The following is a 24,056-nucleotide window of genomic DNA, read 5'->3' as shown; positions in this document are numbered from 1 at the left end:
ATCTATCAAAGGTGTATTTCATGCGTTCATCTTCTAATAAGAAAATAGATCCCAGAATTCATTCTTTAGTTCCGAAGCATGAAGTCCTTTCAATAGAAGAGGCATATAAAATGCTAAAGGCATTAGGAGTTAGCCCAGAGCAATTACCTTGGATTAAGGCATCAGACCCAGTAGTGAAAGCTATTGGAGCTAAGCCAGGAGATATTATAAAAATTACTAGAAAAAGTCAAACAGTAGGAGAGACAATTATTTATAGGTATGTAATAAGTGGGTGAAATGATGCTTTCAATAGACGATAGATGGTCAATAGTAGAATCCTATTTTAAATCTAGGGGGTTAGTAAGGCAACACTTGGACTCATTTAACGATTTCATAAAAAATAAACTCCAAGAAATAATTGACGAGCAAGGAGAGATAGAGACTGAAATCCCTGGGTTAAAGATTAAGCTTGGTAAAATAAGAGTAGGTAAACCAAGAGTAAGGGAGGCAGATAGAGGAGATAGAGAAATAACTCCAATGGAAGCAAGGCTTAGGAACTTAACTTATGCTGCGCCTATATACCTGACAATGATACCTGTAGAGAATAACATTGAAGGAGAACCTACAGAAGTTTATGTTGGGGATTTACCTATAATGCTCAAGTCAGTAGCAGATCCTGCTACAGATCTGCCTGTAGAAAAACTTGTGGAAATAGGTGAGGATCCTAAAGATCCTGGAGGATATTTTATAATAAACGGAACAGAGAAAGTTATTGTAACACAAGAGGATTTAGCTACTAATAGAGTTTTAGTAGACGAGGGAAAAAGTGGTTCTAATGTAACTCATACCGCCAAAATAATATCTAGCACTGCAGGATATAGAGTTCCAATCACTATAGAAAGATTAAGAGACTCTACTATTCACGTTTCATTTCCTGCAGTACCTGGAAGAATTCCGTTCGCAATATTAATGAGAGCTTTAGGTTTAGAAACTGATAGAGATATAACCTTTGCCGTTTCCTTTGATGAAGAAGTTCAAAATGAGCTATTACCATCTTTAGAACAAGCTTCCTCTATTACTACGCAAGAGGACGCTTTGGACTTCATTGGAAACAGAGTCGCTATTGGGCAAAAAAGAGAAAGCAGGATAGAAAGAGCAGAGCAAGTCCTAGACAGATATTTCCTACCTCATTTGGGTATTACTCCTGCAGATAGGAAAAAGAAAGCTTACTATTTAGGTTACGCTATTTCAAAGTTAATTGAATTACAATTAGGTAGAAGAGATCCAGACGATAAGGATCATTATGCTAACAAGAGACTTAAGCTTGCAGGTGATCTATTTTCTAGTTTATTTAGAGTAGCGTTCAAGGCATTTGTGAAAGATCTTGTTTATCAGTTAGAAAAATCTAAGGTAAGGGGAAGAAGATTAACTCTTAATGCATTAGTTAGGCCAGATATTATAACAGAAAGAATAAGGCACGCGATGGCTACAGGAAATTGGGTAGGGGGTAGAACTGGCGTAAGCCAACTTTTAGATAGAACAAATTGGTTATCAATGTTAAGCCATTTAAGGAGAGTTATTTCGTCTCTAGCTAGAGGTCAACCGAATTTTGAAGCTAGAGATTTACATGGTACACAATGGGGAAGGATGTGCCCATTTGAAACTCCAGAAGGGCCAAATAGTGGTCTAGTTAAAAACTTGGCTTTGTTAGCTCAAATATCTGTTGGGATAAATGATAAAATTGTTGAAAAAACGCTTTATGAGCTAGGAGTAGTTCCTTTAGAAGAATTAATAAAGAAGATTGATGAGGGAGAGGATCCTTCATCTTATAATAACTGGAGTAAAATAGTATTAAATGGAAGACTAGTAGGTTATTATCCCAATGGTGAAGAATTAGCCAATAAAATAAGGGAAAAGAGAAGATCTGGAGAAATAAGTGATGAGATAAATGTAGCTCATCTAGTTACAGATACTTATGATGAAGTTTACATTAATTCAGACAGCGGAAGAGTTAGAAGACCTTTAATAGTAGTAAAAGATGGTAAGCCATTAGTTGCTGAAGATGATATTCAAAAATTAAAGAAAGGAGAGATCACCTTTGATACTCTAGTGAAAGAAGGTAAAATAGAATTCTTAGATGCCGAAGAAGAAGAGAACACATATATAGCTTTAGAACCAAGCAAGCTTACTCCTGAACATACTCATTTAGAAATATGGCCTCCGGCAATTCTTGGAATTACTGCATCTATAACTCCTTATCCAGAACATAATCAGTCTCCTAGAAACACTTATCAGTCTGCAATGGCCAAGCAAGCTTTAGGACTTTACGCCTCTAATTACCAGTTAAGAACTGATAGCAGAGCCCATTTCCTACACTATCCACAAAAACCATTAGTTCAAAGTAGGGCATTAGACATAATTGGATACAATAGTAGACCGGCCGGAGAGAATGCTATACTAGCAGTAATGTCGTTTACAGGATATAATATGGAAGACGCAATAATCATGAATAAATCTTCAGTAGAGAGAGGAATGTTTAGATCGACTTTCTTCAGATTATATTCGGCAGAAGAAATTAAATATCCTGGAGGGCAGGAGGATAAGATAGAATTACCCGAGCCAGGAGTTAGAGGATATAAAGGAAGTGATTATTACAAGTCCTTAGATGAGAACGGAATAGTGCCACCGGAAGTTGAAGTAAAAGGAGGAGACGTATTAATAGGTAAAGTCAGCCCACCAAGGTTCTTACAAGAATTTAAGGAACTTTCACCTGAGCAGGCAAAGAGAGATACCTCAATAATAACCAGACATGGAGAAAAAGGTATAGTAGATTTAGTATTAATTACTGAAACGTCAGAAGGTAACAAGTTAGTAAAGGTTAGAGTAAGAGATTTAAGAATTCCGGAATTAGGAGATAAGTTTGCAACAAGACACGGGCAGAAAGGAGTAGTAGGAATGCTAATACCTCAAGCTGATATGCCATATACTGTTAAAGGAGTTGTGCCAGATATAATATTGAATCCTCACTCGTTACCTTCTAGAATGACATTAGGCCAAGTAATGGAAGCATTAGCTGGGAAGTATGCCGCATTATCTGGTAAAACCGTTGATGCTACTCCATTCTATAATACTCCAATAGAAGAATTGCAAAAGAAGCTTTTAGACTTCGGATTTTTGCCTGACGGTACCGAAGTTGTATATGATGGTAGAACAGGACAAAAGGTAAAGGGAAGAATATTATATGGAATCGTATATTATCAGAAGTTACATCACATGGTTGCAGATAAAATGCATGGTAGAGCCAGAGGTCCTATCCAGATTTTAACTAGACAACCTACAGAAGGTAGGGCTAGAGAAGGAGGATTAAGATTTGGCGAAATGGAGAGGGATTGCTTAATAGGCTATGGCGCAGCAATGGTTATAAAAGATAGGTTACTTGATAATTCCGATAAAACTACAATTTATGTTTGTGAGCAATGCGGATATATAGGTTGGTACGATAAGAATAAGAACAAATACGTATGCCCAATACATGGCGATAAAGCAAATCTATACCCAGTTACCATATCTTATGCGTTCAAATTACTATTACAGGAATTAATGAGTATGGTTATTTCACCTAGATTAATTCTAGGTGATAAAGTTTCCTTAAAAGGTGATAATAATGAGTGAAAAAATAATAAAAGGAGTAAAATTTGGAATATTATCTCCTGACGAAATAAGAAAAATGTCAGTAACAGCAATAATTACCTCAGAGGTCTATGACGAAGACGGCACTCCAATAGAAGGTAGTGTAATGGATCCAAGGCTAGGCGTAATAGAACCTGGTCAACGTTGTCCTACATGTGGAAATATGATGGGTAACTGTCCGGGACATTTTGGTCATATAGAATTAGTAAAACCTGTTATGCATGTAGGTTTTGTTAAGCATGTGTATGATTTACTTCGCGCAACTTGTAGGAGATGCGGAAGAATAAAGTTAGAGGATCAAGAGCTTGAAAGGTACGGAAGAATCTATCATGCAATAAATAAGAGATGGCCTTCAGCTGCTAAAAGGCTTGTAGAACACATAAAGAAATCTTCAATGAAAAATCCAGTCTGTCCTCATTGTGGAGAAAAACAATTAAAGATAAAACTCGAAAAACCTTATAACTTCTATGAGGAGAGAAAAGAAGGTGTAGTTAGGCTAACTCCAGTTGATATAAGAGACAGGCTTGAAAGAATTCCTGACGACGATGTTGAATTACTAGGTTATGATCCAAAAACCAGTAGGCCTGAATGGATGATTTTAACTGTATTGCCAGTACCTCCTATCACAATAAGGCCTTCCATAATGATAGAAAATGGAATTAGAGCTGAAGATGATCTAACTCATAAATTAGTGGATATAGTTAGAATTAATGAGAGATTAAAGGAAAGTATTGATGCCGGTGCTCCACAATTAATAGTAGAAGATTTATGGGATTTATTACAATATCATGTCGCAACCTATTTCGATAATGAAATTCCAGGCTTACCTACCTCAAAGCATAGATCTGGTAGACCGTTAAGAACGCTTGCTCAAAGATTAAAGGGCAAAGAAGGTAGATTTAGAGGTAACTTATCTGGAAAAAGAGTCGACTTTTCATCAAGAACTGTAATATCCCCAGATCCTAATATAAGTATTGACGAGGTAGGAGTTCCCGTAGATATTGCAAAAATACTAACTGTTCCAGAAAGAGTGACCAAGTGGAATATTGAAAGGATGAGGGAATATGTATTAAATGGACCGGATAAATGGCCTGGAGCAAATTATGTTATAAAGCCAGATGGTAGAAGAATAGACTTACGTTATGTGAAGGATAGAAAAGAGTTTGCCTCTACACTGACTCCAGGATTTATAATTGAAAGGCATTTAATAGATGGAGATGTAGTAATATTCAATAGACAACCATCTTTGCACAGAATTTCTATGATGGCTCATAGAGTTAGAGTACTGCCCGGTAGAACGTTTAGGTTGAATTTACTTGTATGTCCACCGTATAACGCAGACTTTGATGGCGATGAAATGAACTTACATGTTCCTCAGTCAGAAGAGGCAATAGCTGAAGCTAAAGAGCTAATGACAGTGCACAAGAATATCCTGACTCCTAGATATGGAGGGCCAATTATGGGTTCAGCCCAAGATTATATTAGCGGAGCTTACTTGCTTACAGTTAAAACTACACTTTTAACAGAAGATGAAGTACAAACTATACTTGGCGTAGCTAATATTTCAAAAGATATTGGAGAACCTGCAATACTTGCGCCAAAGAAATTATATACTGGAAAGCAAGTAATTAGCCTATTTCTGCCTGAGGACTTTAACTATCACGGTCAAGCCAACATTGCCAGCGGTCCTAGATTATGTGCTGATGAAGATTGTCCACACGATTCGTATGTAGTTATTAAGAATGGAAAATTATTGGAAGGAGTATTTGATAAGAAAGCCTTAGGTAATCAACAGCCAGAAAGTATACTTCATTGGTTAATCAGAGAATATTCAGAGGATTACGGACTATGGTTAATGGACAATATATTCAAGATATTCATTAGGTATATAGAGATACATGGGTTAACGATGAGTATAGACGATGTAACAATTTCACAGGACGCTATGAGTAAGATATCTGAAAAATCTAAGCAAGCTGATAGGCAAGTCCAGGAACTTATTGCTAAATATGAAAAAGGAGAATTAGAACAAATACCAGGTAGAACTTTAGAGGAAAGCTTGGAGAGCTACATATTAGATACTTTGGACAAATTGAGGAATGATGCAGGTGAAATTGCAGCGTCAGATTTAGATCCGTTTAATAATGTGTATATAATGGCAAGGACTGGTGCTAGAGGTAGCGTACTAAATATAACGCAGATGGCCGCGATGCTAGGCCAGCAGTCAGTAAGAGGAGAAAGAATATCTAGAGGATACTATGAAAGGGCATTACCTCATTTTAAGCGTAATGATATATCGGCAGAAGCAAGAGGGTTCATATATTCCTCATTTAGGAGTGGACTAAATCCTATAGAAGTATTCTTCCATGCCGCAGCAGGTAGAGAAGGCCTGGTTGATACCGCAGTAAGAACTTCACAAAGCGGTTACATGCAGAGAAGATTAGTAAATGCGTTATCCGATTTAAGAATTGAGTATGACGGTACCGTGAGAACTTTATATGGCGAGATAATACAAACATTATATGGCGGTGATGGAGTGCATCCAATGTATAGTTCCCACGGTAAAACCGTAGATGTAAATAGAATTCTGGAAAGAATTGTAGGTTGGAAGAGGTGATATAAGATGATTAGTGAAGAAGATAAAAAATACTTAGAAGAGAAACTATCTTCATTGAACGGTAGACTTCCAGATAATATTCTTCAGAAGTTAAGAGACGCAATGCTTTCATACCCCGTAAATATAACTAAAGAAGAAATAGATAGAATAATTGATTTAACATTAAAGGACTATGATGTTTCATTAATACATCCTGGAGAAGCAGCAGGTGTTGTAGCAGCTCAATCAATCGGGGAGCCAGGTACACAGATGACCTTAAGGACATTCCATTTTGCTGGAGTCAGAGAACTTAACGTAACTTTAGGTCTACCTAGGTTAATAGAAATAGTTGATGCCAGGAAAGTACCATCTACACCTATGATGACCATCTATCTTACCGACGAGTATAGGACTGATAAAGAGAAGGCAATATCTATAGCTAGGAAAATTGAGTACACAAAAGTTGAGAATGTAGTTGATTCAACAAGTATAGACATGGCGTCAATGGCCCTTATAATTCATTTAGATGATAAAATGTTAAAGGATAAAGGAATCGAATCAGATGAGATTGAGAAAGTTATTAGAAAATTAAAGTTAGGAGATTTTACTATTGATAGACCAGACGAACTGACTATTAACATAACTTTTCAAAATATGGATAGCATAACTGGATTATTCAAAGCTAGAGAAAAGATACTCAATACTAAAATTAAAGGCATTAAAGGAATAAAAAGGGCAATAGTTCAGAAAAGAGGAGACGAGTACGTAATTATAACAGACGGGTCAAATTTAGAAGGAGTATTAGGAATTAAAGGAGTAGATACAAGTAGAATAGATACTAATAATCTTCATGAAGTTGAGAATGTATTAGGGATTGAGGCTGCAAGGGAATTAATAACTAGAGAAATTAAGAAAGTATTAGACGATCAAGGTTTAGACGTTGATATGAGACACGTTGAGCTAGTTGCCGATATAATGACTAGAACTGGAGAAGTTAGGCAAATAGGAAGACATGGAGTAACAGGAGAAAAGACTAGCGTATTTGCAAAGGCAGCCTTTGAAGTAACAGTTAAGCATTTATTGGATGCTGCAGCTAGAGGTGATGTGGAAGAATTTAGAGGAGTAGTAGAAAATATTATTATTGGGCAACCTATTAAACTTGGAACGGGAATGGTTGAGCTTCTCATGAAGCCTGGAGTAAGGTGATAAAATGTCTCAACAAATATCATTTGAATCTGAATTAAAAACTCTTTTAAAAACGGGTAAAGTAATATTTGGAGCAAGAAGAACAATAAAAAACCTAAAGCTAGGGAAAGTCAAGACAATAATAATAGCATCTACTTTAAGGACTGACTTAAAGGCAGATATTCTATATTATTCTAAAATATCTGGAGTACCAGTTTACGAATATCCAGGGAGCGGATGGGAGTTAGGAACATTAGCTGGAAAGCCTTTTATGGTTTCTACAATAGGCGTAGAACATGAAGGTGAATCGAAAATCCTGCAGCTTGCAAAGCCAATTTCATGAGGTGTAATATAAAGTGCCAGAAATCAAGTTAACACAAGACGAAATAAGGTATATGTCTTTATTTCAAGAAATTACTAAAGTTACAGCTAAGGATTGTATAATGGATGATGAAAATAATAGAATAATTTTCTTAATAGATCCTCATTTTATGGGCTTGGCTATAGGTAAAAATGGGATGAATGTTAAGAGATTAAGGAAAGTATTGGGAAGGGATATAGAAATAGTTGCATATAGTGATAACTTAGAGGATATGGTGAAAAATTTAATGTCACCAGCAAGAGTAAGGAGCGTGAAAGTTATAGATAATGATAGCAAGAAAACTGTCTACATAACAGTAGATCCACAAGATAAAGGTCTTGCAATAGGAAAAAGCGGAAAGAATGTTGTTAGAGCGAAATTAATTTTAAAAAGATACATGGATATAGACTCAGTAGTTATTGTCTGAGGGTTGTAAATGTCGGGAAAATCACCTAAAGGTTTATATGCGTCAAGAAAGCTTAAGCTAAAGAGGTTAAAGTATAGGTGGAGTCAAAGGTCATTTAAATCAAGGATGCTCCAATTAAAGAAAAGATTTGATCCTCTGGAAGGTGCGCCAATGGCCAGAGGTATAGTATTAGAGAAAGTTGGTATAGAATCTAGGCAACCAAACTCTGCCGTAAGAAAATGCGTTAGAGTCCAATTAGTTAAGAACGGTAGAGTTGTTACTGCTTTCGTTCCAGGAGACGGTGGAGTAAACTTCATTGATGAACATGATGAGGTTGTAATAGCTGGAATAGGTGGAACATTAGGTAGATCTATGGGTGATTTGCCTGGAGTAAGATATAAAGTTGTAATGGTTAATGGAGTATCTTTGGACGCATTATATAAAGGAAAGAAACAAAAGCCAGTTAGGTAATCATTTTATTATTTCTTCTCTTCCTCTTCTCCGCCTTCGCCTTTCTTCCTCTCTTTTTCTTGTTCATCAACTAAGCTTTTTTTGACGTATATCGGTTTGTTGGAAACTAATGCCAAATATATTGCGTGGCTAGGTATCATCCTTTTTTGGATTATAACTCCGTCAAACTTCAGTTCTATAGTTGCTATGTAAACTGACCCGGAAATATCATCAATTGTAACCTTGTTAACATGCTTACTTATTTCTTCAGTAACTTCCGGTATAAACGATAATATATCAAAAATTGTTTCTCTCTTATCACTCAAGATACTATCTTCTTCATACTGTTTCTTTATTTTATTTATTGCTATAACTATTTCTATTGGGACATAAAATAAGTTAAATTCCCTACCATCCTCTAGATAACAAACCATCACGGGTAATCCATCCAAGGGGTAAACGAATGCGTCAACTCTATTCACTTTTATATAGTCTTCTTCCGCTTTCATTATCAAAAATAAATATGACTTACAACATATTAAACCCTTCATTAACAGATAGTTATATATTCTTCTTATCATAACATTCATAGCATGAGCGATTACGAATTAAGCAAGTTGGATGTTAGAATATTTGGAAAATGGGATACAAAAGTAGAAATAAGGGATCCAAGCTTAAAGAAATACATATCACTAATGCCAGTTTATTTACCGCATACTGGTGGAAGGCATGAGCACAGAAGATTTGGGAAATCAAGAGTTCCTATAGTGGAGAGGTTAATAAACCAATTAATGAAACCTGGAAGGAATAAAGGTAAGAAATTCCTAGCATATAATATAGTCAGAGCAACTTTTGAGATAATAGCAGCTAGAACTGGTCAAAATCCTATTCAAATCTTAGTTAGGGCAATAGAGAATTCTGCACCTAGAGAAGAAGTAACTAGGATAATGTACGGTGGTATTGTTTATTACGTCGCAGTTGATGTGGCTCCACAAAGGAGAGTTGACCTAGCACTGAGGTATTTAGTCGAAGGCGCAAGAAACGCATCATTTAATAATCCTAAGCCCATGGATGAGGCTTTAGCTGAAGAAATAATTGCCGCTTCATCTAACGATCCAAAAAGCTATGCTGTAAGAAAGAAAGAAGAAACTGAGAGAATTGCTCTAAGCTCAAGATAAGCTAATTTTTTAATGAAGAATGTAATAGAATGCGTGAGGAGTGAAGAATAAATGTCTGCACCTCAGAAGCCTCACTTAAATTTAATAGTAATAGGGCACGTAGATCACGGTAAGAGTACTTTAGTAGGAAGACTATTGATGGATAGAGGATTTTTAGACGAAAAGACAGTTAAAGAAGCAGAAGAAGCCGCAAAGAAGTTAGGAAAAGAATCAGAAAAGTATGCTTTCTTACTTGATAGATTAAAGGAAGAAAGAGAAAGAGGAGTAACAATAAGCTTAACCTTTATGAAATTTGAGACAAAGAAGTACTTCTTTACAATCATTGACGCACCAGGGCATAGGGACTTCATAAAGAACATGATAACTGGAGCAAGCCAAGCAGATGCTGCAATAATTGCAGTTTCCGCTAAGAAAGGTGAGTTTGAAGCTGGAATGAGCGAAGAAGGTCAAACTAGAGAGCATATAATATTAGCTAAAACTATGGGAATAAACCAAGTAGTAGTAGCAATAACTAAAATGGACTTAACAGATCCACCTTACAGTGAAAAGAGGTATAATGAAGTTAAAGACATAACATCAAAATTCATGAGAGCCTTTGGATATGATGTCAGTAAAGTTCATTTCGTTCCAGTAGTTTCTCCCACTGGAGAAAATATAACTCATAAGTCAGAAAACATGCCGTGGTATAACGGACCTACATTAGAAGAAGCATTAGATATGTTCGAAGTTCCGAAGAAGCCTATAGATAAGCCTTTAAGAATACCAATACAAGACGTTTACTCTAAGTCTGGAGTAGGAACAGTCCCAGTTGGCAAGGTAGAAAGTGGTGTACTAAAAGTTAATGATACATTAGTATTCATGCCAGCAGGAAAGAAAGGAGAAGTGAGATCTATAGAAACTCATTATACAAGGTTAGAAAAAGCAGAGCCAGGAGACAACATTGGTTTTAACGTTAGAGGAGTGGAAAAGAAGGATATAAAGAGAGGAGACGTAGCAGGACACTTAGATAATCCACCAACTGTTGCTGATGAATTTACTGCTAGAGTAATCGTAGTTTGGCATCCCACTGCTATTGCCGTAGGATACACTCCAGTGCTTCACGTTCACACAGCTAGTATTGCTTGTAAAATCTCAGAATTAGTTCAAAAACTAGATCCAAAAACAGGCAAAGTGGTTGAAGATCATCCGCAATTCTTAAAGCAAGGAGACTCAGCAATAATAAAGTTCAAGCCGATTAAGCCACTCTGTGTAGAAAAGTTCCAAGAATTCCCAGCGTTAGGTAGGTTTGCAATAAGGGATATGGGTAAAACCGTAGGAGTAGGGGTTATAACAGATATCAAACCCGTAAAGGTAGAGATCAAGTAATTTCGGTGTTTTTTATGCCTACTAAAGCAAGAATAAGATTATGGAGTAGTAACGTTAAAGATTTGAATTATGTTGTAACACAAATAAAAGCTATAGTTGATAAAACAGGAATTAGCATGAGAGGCCCAGTTCCTTTACCTACTAAGAGGCTAGAAGTTCCAGTAATGAGGTTACCGCATGGAGAAGGAAGGAAAAAGTGGGAAAAGTGGGAAATGAGTATACACAAGAGAGTAATAGATATTGCTGCAGATGAGAGAGTAATGAGACAGTTAATGAGAGTAAGAGTTCCAGAAGACGTTTATATTGAGATAGAATTGATTTAGGTTATTTTCTCGTTAAGTAAGACTGCAAATCTTTTAAGTTTTTTAATCTAATTTTATAATTGCCGGGGTGCCCGAGCGGACCAAGGGGCTGGCCTGGAGAGAATTAACCGGTCAGCCAGTGGGGGAAACCCTGCACGGGTTCAAATCCCGTCCCCGGCGCTGTTCGAAGTCTTTATAGCACATAACCTCATTCTACACTAGCGTATTTTCATTTCCTTAATTAACTTTAATAAAATATTCATCCTTCTGAGTTTCTGTGAACGGCTATGTTTTAGACAATTCATTAAGATACATCACAATTAGCTATCAGAATTATGATGGCTTATGAAATTTAGATTAAATTCCCTTAAAGTTTTCCTCTTTAGAAACGCTAATTTTACATTATAAAAATTTTAAAAGGGATAGCAAATCACCAATTTTCACTTCTAATGTACTAAATTCATTCATACGCTATTTAGACTACTTCTTCATGTACTGAATAAATGTACTATGGATATCTTAATAATTCAAGTAGAATACTAAGGTTCCTTTATATGATTAAATGCCCGTGCTTAATTGACTGAAGTATGGAGACAAATACTACACTCTGAATTTTGAGAAAATAATTTCTGAAGTATGTAAGGAAAGTGAATTCAATGACGAAGTAACTTCTAATTTAGAAGTTAAAATATACGAAAACTATGGAGTAAGACATAATCTAAAAATCTGTTTGATTAAAAGACGATTTTCTCCACAACTTTCCTATGAGTACCATTATATTCTTTATTTACTGCAATACAGTAAAAGTAACACACGTACAAGAAGGCCAAATAGAAGCTAATATAATAGCTTTTAAATATAGTAGAAATCACCGTAATACAGCGCTTGTCGAGCCCTCATATACGCGCGCCGTAGCCGGGATTTGAACCCGGGTCAAGGGCTCGACAGGCCCTCATCCTAGACCGGGCTAGACTACTACGGCAAGAAAAATATACATGTGAAATTATTTAAAGTTTATGTGAGGATAGTAAAATTGAGACTTTATAAATAGCAAACATACTAAAAGCGATCTAATTAAGAACTAACTAATGGTTAACAGAGAGCGCCGGGGACGGGATTTGAACCCGTGCAGGGTTTCCCCTACTGGCTTTCTTAAGCTTAGCCTCTCAAGGCCAGCCCCTTGGTCCGCTCGGGCACCCCGGCAATTATAAAATAATGTTGGAGAGTTTTAATTATTAACTACTATAATTGAGTAACCTTTGCTTCTTTTAATCGCATTTACATTATAAAAATAATTAGAAAATATCTTCAAGACGTTATTTTCTCCTTTATAGACCACCATCTGTATGAACCCGCCTTTTTTGAGTTTTTCTGCAGATTGTTCTGCAAATTTTTGTAAGAAATCCACTCCTTTTGAGAGTGGCGGATTAGAGTAGATTGCGTCCACTTTCTCTTGTATTGCAGAAAGCACGTCGCTTTTCATTACCGTTACACGATTTTGTAAATTATATCTTTCTACATTCAGCTTTGCTGTAGCTACAGCCAAAGGATTGACGTCTACCATGTATACTTTTAATTTCTCGTTTTTTAGTGCTATAAAAATTCCTACGGCTCCATATCCACAGCCTAAGTCTACTACTGTTCCTTCGTCAGGAATTATTAAATTCTCTAGAAAAGTTCTAGTACCTAAATCAAGTTTTTTCTTTGAGAAGAGTCCTGGATGGCTTACTAACGACAACGGAATTCCGTCTATTACATCATTTACTACGTAAAGGTCTTTCATTTCCAAGCCCTAGGATAAACATCTCTTTTTATCAAAATTCTATTGGGTCTTACTACTTCTCCTTTCTTCATTTGTTGAATATTATTAGAATCAACCAAAGCTTTGCCTATTGCTATTCCTTCTCCTTTGATAGTTATTAACCCTACTAAATCTCCTTTTTTGAAATTTTGGTATGCAACTATTCCTGGGGCATTTGCAGTAGCTCCGTAAGCTATTGCATCAACTGCATTATCGTCTAATATAATTTTAGGTATTCCGCAAAGTCCTATTTCCATTGGAAGCAGTATTTTTCTTAAATCGCTTTCGTCTTTGCAATTCTTCCACATGTATAATGCTTCAGATACATCTTGTAATGTAACTAAACCTTCTTCTGTAAATGTTCCAGATTTAGTTCTTCTCAATTCTCTCATATGTGCTCCAGTACCTAGTATAATTCCTATATCATGGCATATTTTTCTCATGTAAGTACCTGGCTCTGACGAGATCTTCAATAAGAACAGTTTACCATCCTTTTCTTCCAGAATTTCTATGTCGAAAACTTTTCTTGTTCTTAATCTCCTCTTTACTGAGGATCTAACTGGTGGTCTTTGGTAAATTTTTCCTTTGAACTCTTCTACTATTTCTTTAACTATGGAGACATTTACCTTCTCGTGAGTTTCCATCACACAAATGTACTCTTTTTCTGCTTTAGTTATATATGTTATTAGTTTTGTAGCATTTTCTAGACCTATAGGTAACACTCCAGATACTTTGGGATTACCCCGCCCGCTTAGGGCTCCAGGGTCCCACCGTGGCCTACTTTACTGAGATTGAACATTTTTTTGATCCAGAATGCTACTTCATGACTTGTAGGTCCAGGAGGCTTGTCAATGTTTATTATGGAATTTTTTATTAGTTCGTCTAAAGGTCTTTTGTCTGGGAAGAAGCCGTATTTTTCAGATGTTTGAGATTCTTTCTTTATATTCCACGAGTTATTGTATCCACAAAAAGTGTCTATCTTATATATAAAATCATAAAAAATCATTTAAACCACTGGTATTTTTATCTTTACCTTTTCTTTCATGAAGTCTGTTAATCCGGCTTCTTGTAGTTTCTTTTCTACTTCCTCGTCTGATGCTCCTTTCTGAATATCTATTTTTTTATCCGTAGGTTCTAGGTGTAAAATGTTAGATCTTTTCCTTTTTACTCCAGATATTTTCTTTGGTCCGGTAACTAATACGAAGTTACTATCTATTATATCTACTATTATGCATTTTTTACCTGCGTCTTTTCCTCTAGTTTTTACGCATATCCTACCAACTTCAATTGCGGACATTGTAATCTAAAAGAAACTTTATGCCTATAATTTAAAACTTACCTTTAATTTGTCATCTATTTCCAATATTTACTGTTTCTAAGGAACTTTTTCTCCTCTTCTACTAAAGCAATATAAAATTTCTCTTCCCCATCAGATAATTTACTAAGGACTCTGCCCGCATTTGATGGCCCTACACCCGGTACTGCTATAGCAATAAAAGCGTATTTTCCATATCTTGAAAATAAGGAGGATATTGTTCTCAATTCTTCAAGTTTCTTCATTTCAAGCCTTTTCAACTTCTCGCCCTTAAGTGCTTTCCTTACTATTTCTGGGCTATTCTTATCATCGGTAGTAGTAACTGTTAAGAAAACTGAACTGCACTTTGGACATTTATCTGGAATATTCCTTATACTAACTATTTCATTCCACCCGCACATTATACACAGTACTTTTACATCTTTGGACAAAAGTCTTCTTTTAAATATCTCCAGCATTGCAGAGTTTGATTCTGTAGTGAAGGCCAGTAGTCTATCGAGGAAGTCTTGCGAAAGAGGAGAAGGATCTGGCGTCTCTATTATATTCCACTTATAATGATTTATTTCATCAAATATACTTAAATCGTGGTATTTTACTACCGTTTCCTTTACGGCTTCTTCTCCGATTATTGTATCTGTAAAAGCTTTAAGTAATGTACTGCTCACTTGTACGTCTGAGTTTAAGTCTATTGCTCCGAATCTTTCAGCCTCTATCAATAATTGCCATTTAAATTGTGGGCTTTCTTTTATTGCATTACTTACTATTTCAATAATTTCCTTCTTGTTCAAAGACACGAGAGTCTTTACTGCTTTCTCAATTGTTTCTCTAGTTATAGGAGTTACTGACGCTAGAACTATGTGGTAAGGGTCATTCCTATAAGTGACTTTTATTCCGTTAAGTCTGGAAAGGATAAATGATAGTATAGCTCCTAAAGTATTATTTCCCTTACTTCCAAAAGGTGATAAAATAGTAATAAGATCTTTATTTTGACCTATTATTTCAAGTAATATTTCATTATTTTTAATTTCTGGGTATCCTTTTGTTTTATACTTTTCGAGTTTCTCATTAATTTCTTCATATGGAGATCCTTCCTTCATATATTTTTGTAATTTTTTAAAGACTCTCTTAGCTATTTCCTTTTCTACTGGTATTGATTCTCCGAACCAACTTGGCAGTATTCCTTCCTTTAATGAAGCTCTTTCCACTATTACTTTGTTATTATCTATAGAAACTACTTTCCAGAGTTTACCTCCTAAGATGAAAATAGAATCTTCATCAAGCATAACCACAAAATCTTCATCTAGTTTTCCTATTCTTGTATTGCTTGAGACTTCTATTACGTCGTAAGATCTTATTGAGTCGGGTATCATGTTAACTTGGTAATAATATTTCCAGGTTCTGTAAGAAGGCGATAAGTTTTCGCCCTTAACTTTAGCTATTTTCTCTGATTCTAACACTGATAATACATTATCTAAATCTTCGTCTTTTAAGTTGGAAAAATATACTGAGTTCCTAATTATTTGAAGGATTTCATTTTTATTATACCCTTCAAGAATCATGCCTGCAATTTGGTGTGCCAAAACGTCTAGAGGGTTTTCTTCGTATGAAGGTTCTTCTAAGTAATTTCCTACTGCCTCAGTCAACGTTTCGCATTCCAAGATATCAAAGAGATAGTTTGAAGGTATAATTACTCCCTTGGCTTTTTTGTGTAACGAATGTCCGCTTCTTCCTACTCTTTGTATTAGTCTTATTACTTGCTTAGGAGACATGTATTGAATTACAAGGGAAATTAGTCCTATATCTATTCCTAGTTCTAAGCTTGATGTTGCAACTATCGCGTCCAATTTTCCTTCTTTAAAGTCTTTTTCTACATTTAATCTTACGTCTCGATATAATGAACCGTGATGGGTTGATATGTTTAAGCTAAATATAGCCTGGAGTTTATTTGCTAAGAATTCTGCAGTTTCTCTAGTATTTGTGAAAATTAAAACGGGCTTATTCTCTTTAATTATCTCGCTTATTTCACTAATCCTTGCAGTTAAAATAGGATCTAATCCTTCTTTTAATGCTATATTTCTTGTTTCGTCGCTAAGCTTTGGAATTAGCAGTTTTAATTCCATATCCTTTGTAGCATCTATTTTTGCGACTTCGACATTGCTATTAATATCTAGGTATTTTTTAGCTAATTCCATATTTCCTATTGTTGCAGAAATTCCTATTATCTGTGGAACTCCTTTTATGAGCTTCTTTACTCTCTGCAAGACAACTGAGAGTTCATATCCTCTTTTCTCGTCTAACATTTCTTGCAATTCATCGATTATTATCCATCTTAAATTTTCAAAATATTTTCTATAAAACTCATTTAATATAAGATATTGTAAGCTTTCGGGTGTAGTTATAAGAACGTCTGGAGGTTTTTCAATTATCTCTTTTCTTTCTTTAGAAGTAGTATCTCCATGTCTTGTTCTAATTTTTATTCCGAAAACTTCTCCAATGTTTCTTAGTCTAGATTCTAAGTCTCTATTCAATGCTTTAAGTGGGGTAATATATAATGTAGAAATTTCTTGTGGTCTTGATCCGAAAATTCTATAGAAAACGGGTATTATTGCGGCTTCTGTCTTACCGTAGCCAGTAGGTGCTATTATTAAAGTATTATTTCCCTTTAGAATTATAGGAATAGCTAACTTTTGTATTGGGGTAAGTTTTTCATAGCCGAGCTTTCTTAAATTCTCAACAAAAACCAGGTCTTCCTGCATTAACAAGTTAATAATTGGTTATGACGAGGTAATAAGAGTATGCAAGAAGTTAGACATGGAGTATTTTTGTTGATAGCGATATTAGGTTTAATTTTACCTAAGTTTATTTTTGCTGGATATCAATTAGGATCTGTTTACGTTAATCTTGGAATTTTTGCGTCATTATTTATTGATGCTATATTATCATACATTTTATTCGGATCAGCTATAATATCTCTAGTATATTTCATATCTATATTATCATTAATTGACATATTGAATTATATTGATTTATTCAACATTTATATATTATTTCCTTATAGTCTGGGATTAGCTACAGCTCTGTTCTTTGGATTAATTATAAGAAGGAGATATGAGGATGAGTTCTTATCTTCATTAAGGAAGATTTATATCTCATTTAATACTTACGCAGTCTCGCTGGCTGTAGCATTCGTTGCTTTGTCTATAATATTCTACACAGTACTTTATTTTAATCAGTTATTTTTATTAGGAAGCATAATCTCTTTCTTTTTATTGATATTATCAGGAAGAAAGGAAGATTCTCCACTAATAATGGCAGGCTGGATCTTTTTACCTTATATCATGTCTCAAGTAGGTTTAAACAAGGAAGATAAAGGTATCTGTATAGGTGAGACAGTAGGGATATTAAAGAGATCATCGTTTTCCTCTTTAAAAATATCTACAAACAGTAATTATAAATGGGTATCTTATAAGTCGAAGTTTTACATTAATATTGAAAAAAATAGAAATTTTAATATACTAATAGTAGGTGGTAGTGGATCAGGTAAGTCTTACTTAGCTAAGAATATATTGAAAAAAGGAGGCTTACATTTCCTTATTTTCGATATTCATGGCGAATATGATGTAGATGCGAAGAGGATAGATATATCCAAGATTTCTATTAACCCGTTGTCTTTATTTGGTCAGTCTCCAAGGCAGAGGGCATTAGAGGTAGCATATATGATAAAATCCATATTTAATCTAGGTAGCTTACAAACTATAGACCTTTCAAATATAATTGTTGATGCATATGGAGAAAAGGGTATATTCGAGGATGATGAAAGAACTTGGAATTTACCTCCTCCAAATTTTAGGGACGTGTTAATGCTACTTGAGAAGAAGAAAAAACTTGTTACTACTTCGCAAGAACTTAATAAAATTCAATCTTTAGAACCGTATATTTATTTCCTATCGTCAAATACATTTATGAATAATTCAATAAGTATTTATGATATAGTAAGTGATGATTATGTTTTAGATTTTTCCAAAGTTACAATTCCTGAGATAAAATATATTATAATTGAAACAATCTTAAGATCAATCTTGGCTTACATGTATATTTCTGGTCAATCTAATTTTAAGAAAATGATAGTAATTGATGAAGCTCCTTTTGTACTATCTAAGGAGAGCGGGGAAGAATTAATGGAGAGACTTTTTGCTGAGAGTAGGAAATTTGGTTTTGGTTTTATATTAATATCGCAGTCTGTAGAATATGTTAGAAAGCTTATTCCTAATACTTCTTACGTTTTTGCTCTAAATGTTGTAGATCCTACGGAGATAGATTTTATAAGTAGGTTAATTGGTGGACAAGATCAGGATATATTTAAAGCTATTTATAATAGTTTACCGAAGTTAGAAAGGGGTTTAATTATAACAAGAGATATATTGCGGGATGAAATAATTTTGGTTCGTTCAGATTAGGTGAGATTATGTCAGACGATTACGAGAATAAGGAGGAAGAAGAACCAAAGAGAGAAAGAGAGGAAAAGACTGAAGAGGAGGAAGAAGAATTACCTGCTCTGACTTTGCAAGATATTGAATTATTAATGAAAAATACTGAAGTGTGGGATGAATTAATAGCAGGTAAGATTAGTATTGAAGAAGCTAAAAAAATGTTTGAAGAAAATTACGAAGATTTAGCTAACTCGCAAAAGAGAAAGGCACCAAGGAGGAAAACTACTAAATCCAAGAAAACAAATGTAAAAGAAGAAGAGGAGGAGTGATGTGTTCAAGGTAGTATATGCAAGTTCATTGGATTTTTATAAGCTAATAACCGCGATATCAAAATTAGTTGATTCTCCAATATTAAATTTAACAGAAGAAGGCGTTGTAGCTAAACATTTAACTGACGATAAAGTTCTGATGGGTGTTATAAATATTCCAAAAGATGTTTTAGATGATTATGAGATAGAGAAGCCTATTTCATTAAAGATTCCTATTTCAGATCTTAAAAAAGTGTTAGGCAAAGCTAAATCAAAAAACGCTTCAATAGAAATCTCCGAGACAGATTACGGGATTAAAATTACCATTAGAGATGAGAAATCTGGGACAAGAAGTACAATGAACTTAAAAGCAGAAAAAGGCGAGCCTCAAGTATTAAAGGAACCTAACGTTAAGTTACCTGTTTCTATAGTTTTTGAAGGAGATATATTAAAGACTATAATAAGTGATGCATCGGAAATAGGGGAAGAAGTAGAATTTTCGGCCGAGGGAGATGAAGTAATAATCTCTACTGAAGAGTCTGGGAAAACTTATAGGGCAGTACTTAAGAAAGATCAGCCTTTAAAAGAGGTTAGTATAGAAAGCAGTTCTAAGGCAATATATAGCCTAGAAGTTCTAAAGACAGTAGCTAATGAAAGCAGTTTTACTGATACGTTAAAATTAAGCTTTGGTAATAATTTACCTATGAAAGTTGAGGCTTCTACTGATAAAGGAGCTATGCTAATATTCTGGGTTGCTCCACGTATGTAATACTTCCTTCAGATCCTCTTTTTATTATTGCAGAATATGTATCATGAGCTCTTAAAATGCCTGTTTTATCTCCTTCTATTATTATAAAATTTGATTTTATTCCTTCTTCTATTTTATTATCTCCGAGGAATTTGGCATTTATAGTTACAGCTCTCAAGATTTCTCGCGAATAATTACTTAGAGGATCTTGGAGCCTTGATATTAACAGTGCAGTTTCCATTTCTTTCCATAAATTTGGAGAAATCCACGCAGCGTTATCGGTACCCAGTAGGATGTTTACACCAGATCTTATTGCAGTGGCGATTTTAGGTATTCCGCTTGAAAACCATAGATTACTTCTAGGACAAAAAACTAGACTTATGTTGTTATCTTTTAAAAGCAGCATTTCGTTTTCTGAAAGCCAGGTCCCATGAATTACCAGATTAGGCTTCAAATATTTTATAAAGTACTCTAGATCGCTCTTTAAATTCTGCCTTAATGTTTCAGATACATGTGCTGCTCTAATTTTATTCTTAAATGCATAGCTTATCTTTTCAAGTTCTTGTCGTGAATAGCTTGACATGCTCGATACGCCAAATCCGTCATCGATTTCTGCTAACTTTGTCAGATTTTCTTCACTGAACTCATTTTTCTCCAGTCTACCTAGAATTATGTAATTTATCCCTGCTATTTTTCTTTTTGTGCTAAGAGCGATTTTACTTCCTAAAATTCCTAACTCCCTAAAATCTACTATAGTTATTATTCCAAAATTTATTGAATTATAAATATATTTTAATGAAAAGTTTGTTAATTCTTTTTCATTTAATTTCGATAAAAACTCATATTTTATACTATTAGGGTCTCCTACAAGATCTTTTAATGCCTTATCTATTCCGATCTCTGGAAATGCGTAATCTAATATGTGAACATGAGAGTTTACAAGCGACGGTATTGCTATCCCTGTAGTAAAATTCTTTCCATTGCTTGCAAAACCGTTGCCAATATGCGTAATTTGTCCATTACATATTTCGATATTTGCATTATCCTTAATCTCCAGATTATCTCCCAGAAGGACTTTTCTTACATTAAGAATTTCGCAATTTTCCACCTTTCTTCCCTTTCAACTCTTATTTCGTCTAGAGCTTTTGTTGCTCCAGCCATTGCAGATCTCGCATTTTTTCCTATTCCTATACCTACTTTAATTTCGTCCATATTTTGAACAATATTGATAACTTTGTCTATAATGTCCTCATTGATAAATGCTATCATATTATCTCCGCCTAAGTATTGAGTAATTCCACCCAAATCGTATATTTTTTCAGACAACATAGAGTAAAGTCTTGTTATTTTCATATATGCTGTATAAAATGATAATTCTTTAGTTAATAAAGTAAAATTATTATAATCGAAGTGGCATGCAACAACGTTTTCGTCAGGAAGTTCATTAAAACTTGTCTCGGATAAGGAACTTAGTATACACTTGTGTGCGTTTGCTTCAGCTTCTCTAGGAGATTTACCGTAACTTAGACATACTCCTATTTTAGTTGGAGCGATTTCCTTAATTTTAGCATAGACCTTTAGTAAATCTTTAGTAGATATTCCGTCAGCCAAAATTATTAGACCATCATATCTTACTGGTAATGAAAACCCCCCAGTTCTTGATATTTCATCATTTACTGTTTTATACACATTGGATTGAATATCTTGTATTTTCCATTCTCTATCGTAACCTAAACTTTCCGTCCATTCTTTATATCCAATGAATTCCATTAACAAAATTTTCATTCTATTGTCACTCTTTCTTCATTCAATTTTTCTGGGACTTTCCTTAATCTTCTAGCCATTTTGATTGCAGCTTCAACTGCTCTAGTTGCATATTCTTCTATTCTTTCTACTGCTTGTTCATGTGAAGCTCCAGGACCTATAATTCCTAAACCTATAGGTTTTTCATACTCTATCTCAAGGTCGGAAATAAGCCTAGCTATTTGGTTAGCTATCATTTCATCATGTTTAGTCTCTCCTTTGATAATTGCTCCCAAAACTGCAACGCAGTCAACGTCTAACTTAATTAATTTCTTTACTGCTAGTGGTATTTCAAAAGATCCTGGAACCTTAAATATCACGCTAACTTTAGCTCCTAAGAATTCAGCATGAGATATTGCTCTCTGTAACATCAGATAAGTAATATCATAATTAAATTCAGCAGCTACTAATCCTAGTTTAATCGATTGGTCCGGCATCTTTATATCCCTGCCTTAAACCTTTGCCTGCAAAAGGAGTTAATGCATTATTACCTTCTTTTACTAAGAGAACTAAATTTCTTGCATGCTTTGATGCTCTATCTATAGCTATCTCTTTTAACTTATCTTCATTATCTGCTTCGTCCTCGTGAATCGTAACATCTATAACATGTTTCGAGGTTAATACTTGAACCATTATTAGCCCGATACTGGTTGCTAGGTAACTATATTTATCAAGCATGGTTTTCCCTACCCAACCCAGCGTTATTACTCCATCACAACCATTATCAATTAATCTTCTTGCAGCTACTGGTAGATCTTTTATTCCGGGTACAGTATACCTTGTAATTTTTGCTTCAGGATCTTCTTTCTTTATTATTTTAATGGCTATTGACCCCATATCAACTCTTGAGAACGTAGTGTCGGCAACTCCATATTTCATGCTATCATCTCTTTTAGGATTTCTTTACCTTCTACTAGTAAGAATCCCATATTTTTTGCATATTGCATAACTTTCTCTTTATTTAGACTTTTTCCTTCATCTAGCATTTCTGTAATTACAACACTCTTTTCAAGGCCTACGTATTCAGCTAGTGTTGTTGAAAGCTCGGTATGTCCATGTCTTTCTCCTATTCCTCTTGATAATAAAATTGGTACATGACCTGGAGCATAAAATTCCATATAGAATCTTTTTGTTGCGTCTTTTTCATCTTCTTTTAACTCAGATATAATTTCATGCAACTTAGAAATTGTTAATGCTCTATCATTATCTGAAATTCCTGTCCTAGTGTTTACGTGATTTACCCATAATGCGAATGCTGGCTTATCACCGTATTGAGGTAATTTAACTAATTGCTTGTATTCTGAGCTTAGTAGCATATCGGTTTGAAACTTTAAGCCTAGTTTTTTACCTTCTTCTTTGCCCGTGGCATAACAAATTAATCCACCAGCTTCTTTTCTCAGTATATAGATTTTTTTCCAGTCTATTGCTCCTGCGTAAAACATCATGTCTGTTTCTTCTTCTCTTCCATCAAAATCGTATATCAGTATTGGCAGGCCATCTTCCAGGTTTTTCCTTATCTCTTGTTTTGATATCATAAGCTATCTATTCAACAATAATATATAAGTATTTACTTATTCCTTTTTATTGTCCTAAGTAATATACTACCAATTATTGATAAAATAGGTATTAGTAATATAACTATGTAGTCATATTTAGGCGTATCATCTTTACTATCTCCTTGAGGTAAGTGTGTATTAGAACTAATAGGAACATGTATGCTCAGATTTTCTGGCCCGCAGACAATTATCTTTATACATCCTAATTTTTCTTTAGTACCATTAATTATTTGTATTAAAAATATTGAGTTATAATCCGTTAGATATGCATCGTTTATTATATAGCAATGGTTAGATATAGGACAGTTTGGAATATTGATATGAATAAGGGAAATGTTGCCTGTTAAGTTATATGGTGTTTTTATATAAATTTCTTGTGTAAAGTTATTAAATGTAATATTAGCTGGATTATTAACACTAGAATATATCTCTAAAATTACTTTATTTGGTGGAGAGTCTCCAATTTTATACGAAACGCTGGAATAGTATGAGTAAGAAATTGATGAGACTAGGGCTATACTTATAAGTAAAAATGTTAACGCTTTAAGCATGCTAATAAATATTAGATAGAATAAAATAAAAA

25 protein-coding genes and 3 tRNA genes are annotated in these 24,056 nt (G+C 34.5%); 14 read left to right on the top strand and 14 right to left on the bottom strand.

Features of this window, described 5'->3' with window-relative positions; translation table 11 throughout:
- Window positions 1-20 precede the first annotated feature (20 nt).
- Genes HS5_RS10605 through HS5_RS10575 form a run of 7 tightly spaced genes read left to right on the top strand, consistent with a single transcriptional unit; the run spans window position 21 to window position 8,688 of the window.
- Entirely contained in the window at window positions 21-275 is a 255-nt protein-coding gene (locus HS5_RS10605; RefSeq protein WP_236751360.1) for a DNA-directed RNA polymerase subunit H, read from the top strand.
- A gap of 4 nt (window positions 276-279) precedes the next feature.
- The gene (locus tag HS5_RS10600) at window positions 280-3,651 is read left to right on the top strand and encodes a DNA-directed RNA polymerase subunit B (RefSeq protein WP_236753549.1); all 3,372 of its coding nucleotides are present in this window, start codon (window positions 280-282) and stop codon (window positions 3,649-3,651) included.
- Entirely contained in the window at window positions 3,644-6,286 is a 2,643-nt protein-coding gene (rpoA1, locus tag HS5_RS10595) for a DNA-directed RNA polymerase subunit A' (protein WP_236751359.1), read from the top strand. The genes HS5_RS10600 and rpoA1 overlap by 8 nt, the downstream gene beginning before the upstream one ends.
- A gap of 6 nt (window positions 6,287-6,292) precedes the next feature.
- Complete coding sequence (rpoA2, locus tag HS5_RS10590; protein WP_236751358.1) at window positions 6,293-7,471, top strand: DNA-directed RNA polymerase subunit A''; 1,179 nt, start codon at window positions 6,293-6,295, stop codon at window positions 7,469-7,471.
- Between the two features lie 4 nt (window positions 7,472-7,475).
- Complete coding sequence (locus HS5_RS10585) at window positions 7,476-7,793, top strand: 50S ribosomal protein L30e (RefSeq protein ID WP_236751357.1); 318 nt, start codon at window positions 7,476-7,478, stop codon at window positions 7,791-7,793.
- 13 nt (window positions 7,794-7,806) lie between these two features.
- On the top strand, window positions 7,807-8,238 hold the full coding sequence (locus tag HS5_RS10580; RefSeq protein ID WP_236751356.1) for a NusA-like transcription termination signal-binding factor: 432 nt from the start codon (window positions 7,807-7,809) through the stop codon (window positions 8,236-8,238).
- A 9-nt stretch (window positions 8,239-8,247) separates the two neighbouring features.
- Window positions 8,248-8,688 carry a 30S ribosomal protein S12 gene (locus tag HS5_RS10575; protein WP_236751355.1) on the top strand — a complete coding sequence of 147 codons (441 nt, stop codon included), beginning with the start codon at window positions 8,248-8,250 and terminating at the stop codon, window positions 8,686-8,688.
- Between the two features lie 8 nt (window positions 8,689-8,696).
- Here HS5_RS10575 and HS5_RS10570 read toward each other — a convergent pair whose 3' ends face one another.
- Window positions 8,697-9,176, bottom strand: a complete 480-nt coding sequence (locus tag HS5_RS10570; protein ID WP_236753548.1) for a bifunctional nuclease domain-containing protein — start codon at window positions 9,174-9,176, stop codon at window positions 8,697-8,699.
- Between the two features lie 84 nt (window positions 9,177-9,260).
- On the opposite strand from HS5_RS10570, the gene HS5_RS10565 reads away from it, so the two are divergent.
- From HS5_RS10565 to HS5_RS10550, 4 genes are all read left to right on the top strand, one after another.
- Window positions 9,261-9,845, top strand: a complete 585-nt coding sequence (locus HS5_RS10565) for a 30S ribosomal protein S7 (RefSeq protein WP_236751354.1) — start codon at window positions 9,261-9,263, stop codon at window positions 9,843-9,845.
- A gap of 51 nt (window positions 9,846-9,896) precedes the next feature.
- Window positions 9,897-11,210 (top strand): translation elongation factor EF-1 subunit alpha, encoded by a 1,314-nt coding sequence (tuf, locus tag HS5_RS10560; protein WP_236751353.1) that lies wholly within the window; start codon window positions 9,897-9,899, stop codon window positions 11,208-11,210.
- Window positions 11,211-11,224: 14 nt separating this feature from the next.
- Window positions 11,225-11,533 carry a 30S ribosomal protein S10 gene (gene rpsJ, locus HS5_RS10555; protein WP_236751352.1) on the top strand — a complete coding sequence of 103 codons (309 nt, stop codon included), beginning with the start codon at window positions 11,225-11,227 and terminating at the stop codon, window positions 11,531-11,533.
- 61 nt (window positions 11,534-11,594) lie between these two features.
- Window positions 11,595-11,692: transfer RNA gene (locus HS5_RS10550), tRNA-Ser, on the top strand.
- 727 nt (window positions 11,693-12,419) lie between these two features.
- On the opposite strand, the gene HS5_RS10545 is transcribed toward HS5_RS10550, so the two are convergent.
- The 7 genes from HS5_RS10545 to HS5_RS10515 form a co-directional block, all read right to left on the bottom strand.
- Window positions 12,420-12,494, bottom strand: a tRNA-Asp gene (locus HS5_RS10545).
- A gap of 121 nt (window positions 12,495-12,615) precedes the next feature.
- Window positions 12,616-12,715, bottom strand: a tRNA-Ser gene (locus HS5_RS10540).
- A gap of 25 nt (window positions 12,716-12,740) precedes the next feature.
- The gene (locus HS5_RS10535; protein ID WP_236751351.1) at window positions 12,741-13,295 is read right to left on the bottom strand and encodes a methyltransferase; all 555 of its coding nucleotides are present in this window, start codon (window positions 13,293-13,295) and stop codon (window positions 12,741-12,743) included.
- Window positions 13,292-14,035, bottom strand: coding sequence for an RNA-guided pseudouridylation complex pseudouridine synthase subunit Cbf5 (locus HS5_RS10530; RefSeq protein WP_236751350.1), 744 nt, complete (start codon window positions 14,033-14,035; stop codon window positions 13,292-13,294). Before HS5_RS10530 ends, HS5_RS10535 begins: the two co-directional genes overlap by 4 nt.
- A 29-nt stretch (window positions 14,036-14,064) precedes the next feature.
- On the bottom strand, window positions 14,065-14,319 hold the full coding sequence (locus HS5_RS10525; protein WP_236751349.1) for a tRNA pseudouridine synthase A: 255 nt from the start codon (window positions 14,317-14,319) through the stop codon (window positions 14,065-14,067).
- The gene (locus HS5_RS10520; protein ID WP_236751348.1) at window positions 14,320-14,610 is read right to left on the bottom strand and encodes a 50S ribosomal protein L14e; all 291 of its coding nucleotides are present in this window, start codon (window positions 14,608-14,610) and stop codon (window positions 14,320-14,322) included.
- Window positions 14,611-14,666: 56 nt separating this feature from the next.
- Window positions 14,667-17,384, bottom strand: coding sequence for a DEAD/DEAH box helicase (locus HS5_RS10515; protein WP_236751347.1), 2,718 nt, complete (start codon window positions 17,382-17,384; stop codon window positions 14,667-14,669).
- Window positions 17,385-17,423: 39 nt separating this feature from the next.
- Here HS5_RS10515 and HS5_RS10510 point away from each other — a divergent pair, with 39 nt between their 5' ends.
- Genes HS5_RS10510 through HS5_RS10500 form a run of 3 tightly spaced genes read left to right on the top strand, consistent with a single transcriptional unit; the run spans window position 17,424 to window position 20,135 of the window.
- The gene (locus tag HS5_RS10510) at window positions 17,424-19,085 is read left to right on the top strand and encodes a DUF87 domain-containing protein (protein WP_236751346.1); all 1,662 of its coding nucleotides are present in this window, start codon (window positions 17,424-17,426) and stop codon (window positions 19,083-19,085) included.
- A gap of 8 nt (window positions 19,086-19,093) precedes the next feature.
- Window positions 19,094-19,387, top strand: coding sequence for an RNA polymerase subunit Rpo13 (locus HS5_RS10505; protein ID WP_236751345.1), 294 nt, complete (start codon window positions 19,094-19,096; stop codon window positions 19,385-19,387).
- 1 nt (window position 19,388) lies between these two features.
- A complete protein-coding gene (locus tag HS5_RS10500; protein ID WP_236751344.1) occupies window positions 19,389-20,135 on the top strand; it encodes a DNA polymerase sliding clamp in 747 nt (248 codons plus the stop codon).
- Here HS5_RS10500 and HS5_RS10495 read toward each other — a convergent pair.
- From HS5_RS10495 to HS5_RS10470, 6 genes are read right to left on the bottom strand one after another with little or no spacing between them, the layout of a single operon-like run.
- Window positions 20,101-21,222 (bottom strand): amidohydrolase family protein, encoded by a 1,122-nt coding sequence (locus tag HS5_RS10495; RefSeq protein ID WP_236751343.1) that lies wholly within the window; start codon window positions 21,220-21,222, stop codon window positions 20,101-20,103. The genes HS5_RS10500 and HS5_RS10495 overlap by 35 nt on opposite strands.
- Complete coding sequence (locus tag HS5_RS10490) at window positions 21,195-21,899, bottom strand: GTP cyclohydrolase IIa (protein WP_236751342.1); 705 nt, start codon at window positions 21,897-21,899, stop codon at window positions 21,195-21,197. Before HS5_RS10490 ends, HS5_RS10495 begins: the two co-directional genes overlap by 28 nt.
- Window positions 21,896-22,354 (bottom strand): 6,7-dimethyl-8-ribityllumazine synthase, encoded by a 459-nt coding sequence (ribH, locus tag HS5_RS10485; protein ID WP_236751341.1) that lies wholly within the window; start codon window positions 22,352-22,354, stop codon window positions 21,896-21,898. The genes HS5_RS10490 and ribH overlap by 4 nt, the downstream gene beginning before the upstream one ends.
- On the bottom strand, window positions 22,335-22,796 hold the full coding sequence (ribC, locus tag HS5_RS10480) for a riboflavin synthase (protein WP_236751340.1): 462 nt from the start codon (window positions 22,794-22,796) through the stop codon (window positions 22,335-22,337). Before ribC ends, ribH begins: the two co-directional genes overlap by 20 nt.
- Complete coding sequence (locus HS5_RS10475; protein WP_236751339.1) at window positions 22,793-23,452, bottom strand: 3,4-dihydroxy-2-butanone-4-phosphate synthase; 660 nt, start codon at window positions 23,450-23,452, stop codon at window positions 22,793-22,795. Before HS5_RS10475 ends, ribC begins: the two co-directional genes overlap by 4 nt.
- Before the next feature lie 32 nt (window positions 23,453-23,484).
- The gene (locus tag HS5_RS10470; protein ID WP_236751338.1) at window positions 23,485-24,024 is read right to left on the bottom strand and encodes a hypothetical protein; all 540 of its coding nucleotides are present in this window, start codon (window positions 24,022-24,024) and stop codon (window positions 23,485-23,487) included.
- Window positions 24,025-24,056: the final 32 nt, after the last annotated feature.

The sequence above is a fragment of the Acidianus sp. HS-5 genome, assembly GCF_021655615.1.
In the GTDB taxonomy this organism is placed as follows: domain Archaea; phylum Thermoproteota; class Thermoprotei_A; order Sulfolobales; family Sulfolobaceae; genus Acidianus.
This window is presented reverse-complemented; position numbering and strand designations above follow the sequence as displayed.

What these genes read in the sequence shown, in the direction of transcription:
- HS5_RS10605 (WP_236751360.1), top strand. Translation starts at nt 21, where the DNA reads ATGCGTTCATCTTCTAATAAGAAAATAGATCCCAGAATTCATTCTTTA.
- HS5_RS10600 (WP_236753549.1), top strand. Translation starts at nt 280, where the DNA reads ATGCTTTCAATAGACGATAGATGGTCAATAGTAGAATCCTATTTTAAA.
- rpoA1 (WP_236751359.1), top strand. Translation starts at nt 3,644, where the DNA reads ATGAGTGAAAAAATAATAAAAGGAGTAAAATTTGGAATATTATCTCCT.
- rpoA2 (WP_236751358.1), top strand. Translation starts at nt 6,293, where the DNA reads ATGATTAGTGAAGAAGATAAAAAATACTTAGAAGAGAAACTATCTTCA.
- HS5_RS10585 (WP_236751357.1), top strand. Translation starts at nt 7,476, where the DNA reads ATGTCTCAACAAATATCATTTGAATCTGAATTAAAAACTCTTTTAAAA.
- HS5_RS10575 (WP_236751355.1), top strand. Translation starts at nt 8,248, where the DNA reads ATGTCGGGAAAATCACCTAAAGGTTTATATGCGTCAAGAAAGCTTAAG.
- HS5_RS10570 (WP_236753548.1), bottom strand. Translation starts at nt 9,176, where the DNA reads ATGAAAGCGGAAGAAGACTATATAAAAGTGAATAGAGTTGACGCATTC.
- HS5_RS10565 (WP_236751354.1), top strand. Translation starts at nt 9,261, where the DNA reads ATGAGCGATTACGAATTAAGCAAGTTGGATGTTAGAATATTTGGAAAA.
- tuf (WP_236751353.1), top strand. Translation starts at nt 9,897, where the DNA reads ATGTCTGCACCTCAGAAGCCTCACTTAAATTTAATAGTAATAGGGCAC.
- rpsJ (WP_236751352.1), top strand. Translation starts at nt 11,225, where the DNA reads ATGCCTACTAAAGCAAGAATAAGATTATGGAGTAGTAACGTTAAAGAT.
- HS5_RS10535 (WP_236751351.1), bottom strand. Translation starts at nt 13,295, where the DNA reads ATGAAAGACCTTTACGTAGTAAATGATGTAATAGACGGAATTCCGTTG.
- HS5_RS10525 (WP_236751349.1), bottom strand. Translation starts at nt 14,319, where the DNA reads ATGATTTTTTATGATTTTATATATAAGATAGACACTTTTTGTGGATAC.
- HS5_RS10520 (WP_236751348.1), bottom strand. Translation starts at nt 14,610, where the DNA reads ATGTCCGCAATTGAAGTTGGTAGGATATGCGTAAAAACTAGAGGAAAA.
- HS5_RS10515 (WP_236751347.1), bottom strand. Translation starts at nt 17,384, where the DNA reads ATGCAGGAAGACCTGGTTTTTGTTGAGAATTTAAGAAAGCTCGGCTAT.
- HS5_RS10510 (WP_236751346.1), top strand. Translation starts at nt 17,424, where the DNA reads ATGCAAGAAGTTAGACATGGAGTATTTTTGTTGATAGCGATATTAGGT.
- HS5_RS10505 (WP_236751345.1), top strand. Translation starts at nt 19,094, where the DNA reads ATGTCAGACGATTACGAGAATAAGGAGGAAGAAGAACCAAAGAGAGAA.
- HS5_RS10490 (WP_236751342.1), bottom strand. Translation starts at nt 21,899, where the DNA reads ATGAAAATTTTGTTAATGGAATTCATTGGATATAAAGAATGGACGGAA.
- ribH (WP_236751341.1), bottom strand. Translation starts at nt 22,354, where the DNA reads ATGCCGGACCAATCGATTAAACTAGGATTAGTAGCTGCTGAATTTAAT.
- ribC (WP_236751340.1), bottom strand. Translation starts at nt 22,796, where the DNA reads ATGAAATATGGAGTTGCCGACACTACGTTCTCAAGAGTTGATATGGGG.
- HS5_RS10475 (WP_236751339.1), bottom strand. Translation starts at nt 23,452, where the DNA reads ATGATATCAAAACAAGAGATAAGGAAAAACCTGGAAGATGGCCTGCCA.
- HS5_RS10470 (WP_236751338.1), bottom strand. Translation starts at nt 24,024, where the DNA reads ATGCTTAAAGCGTTAACATTTTTACTTATAAGTATAGCCCTAGTCTCA.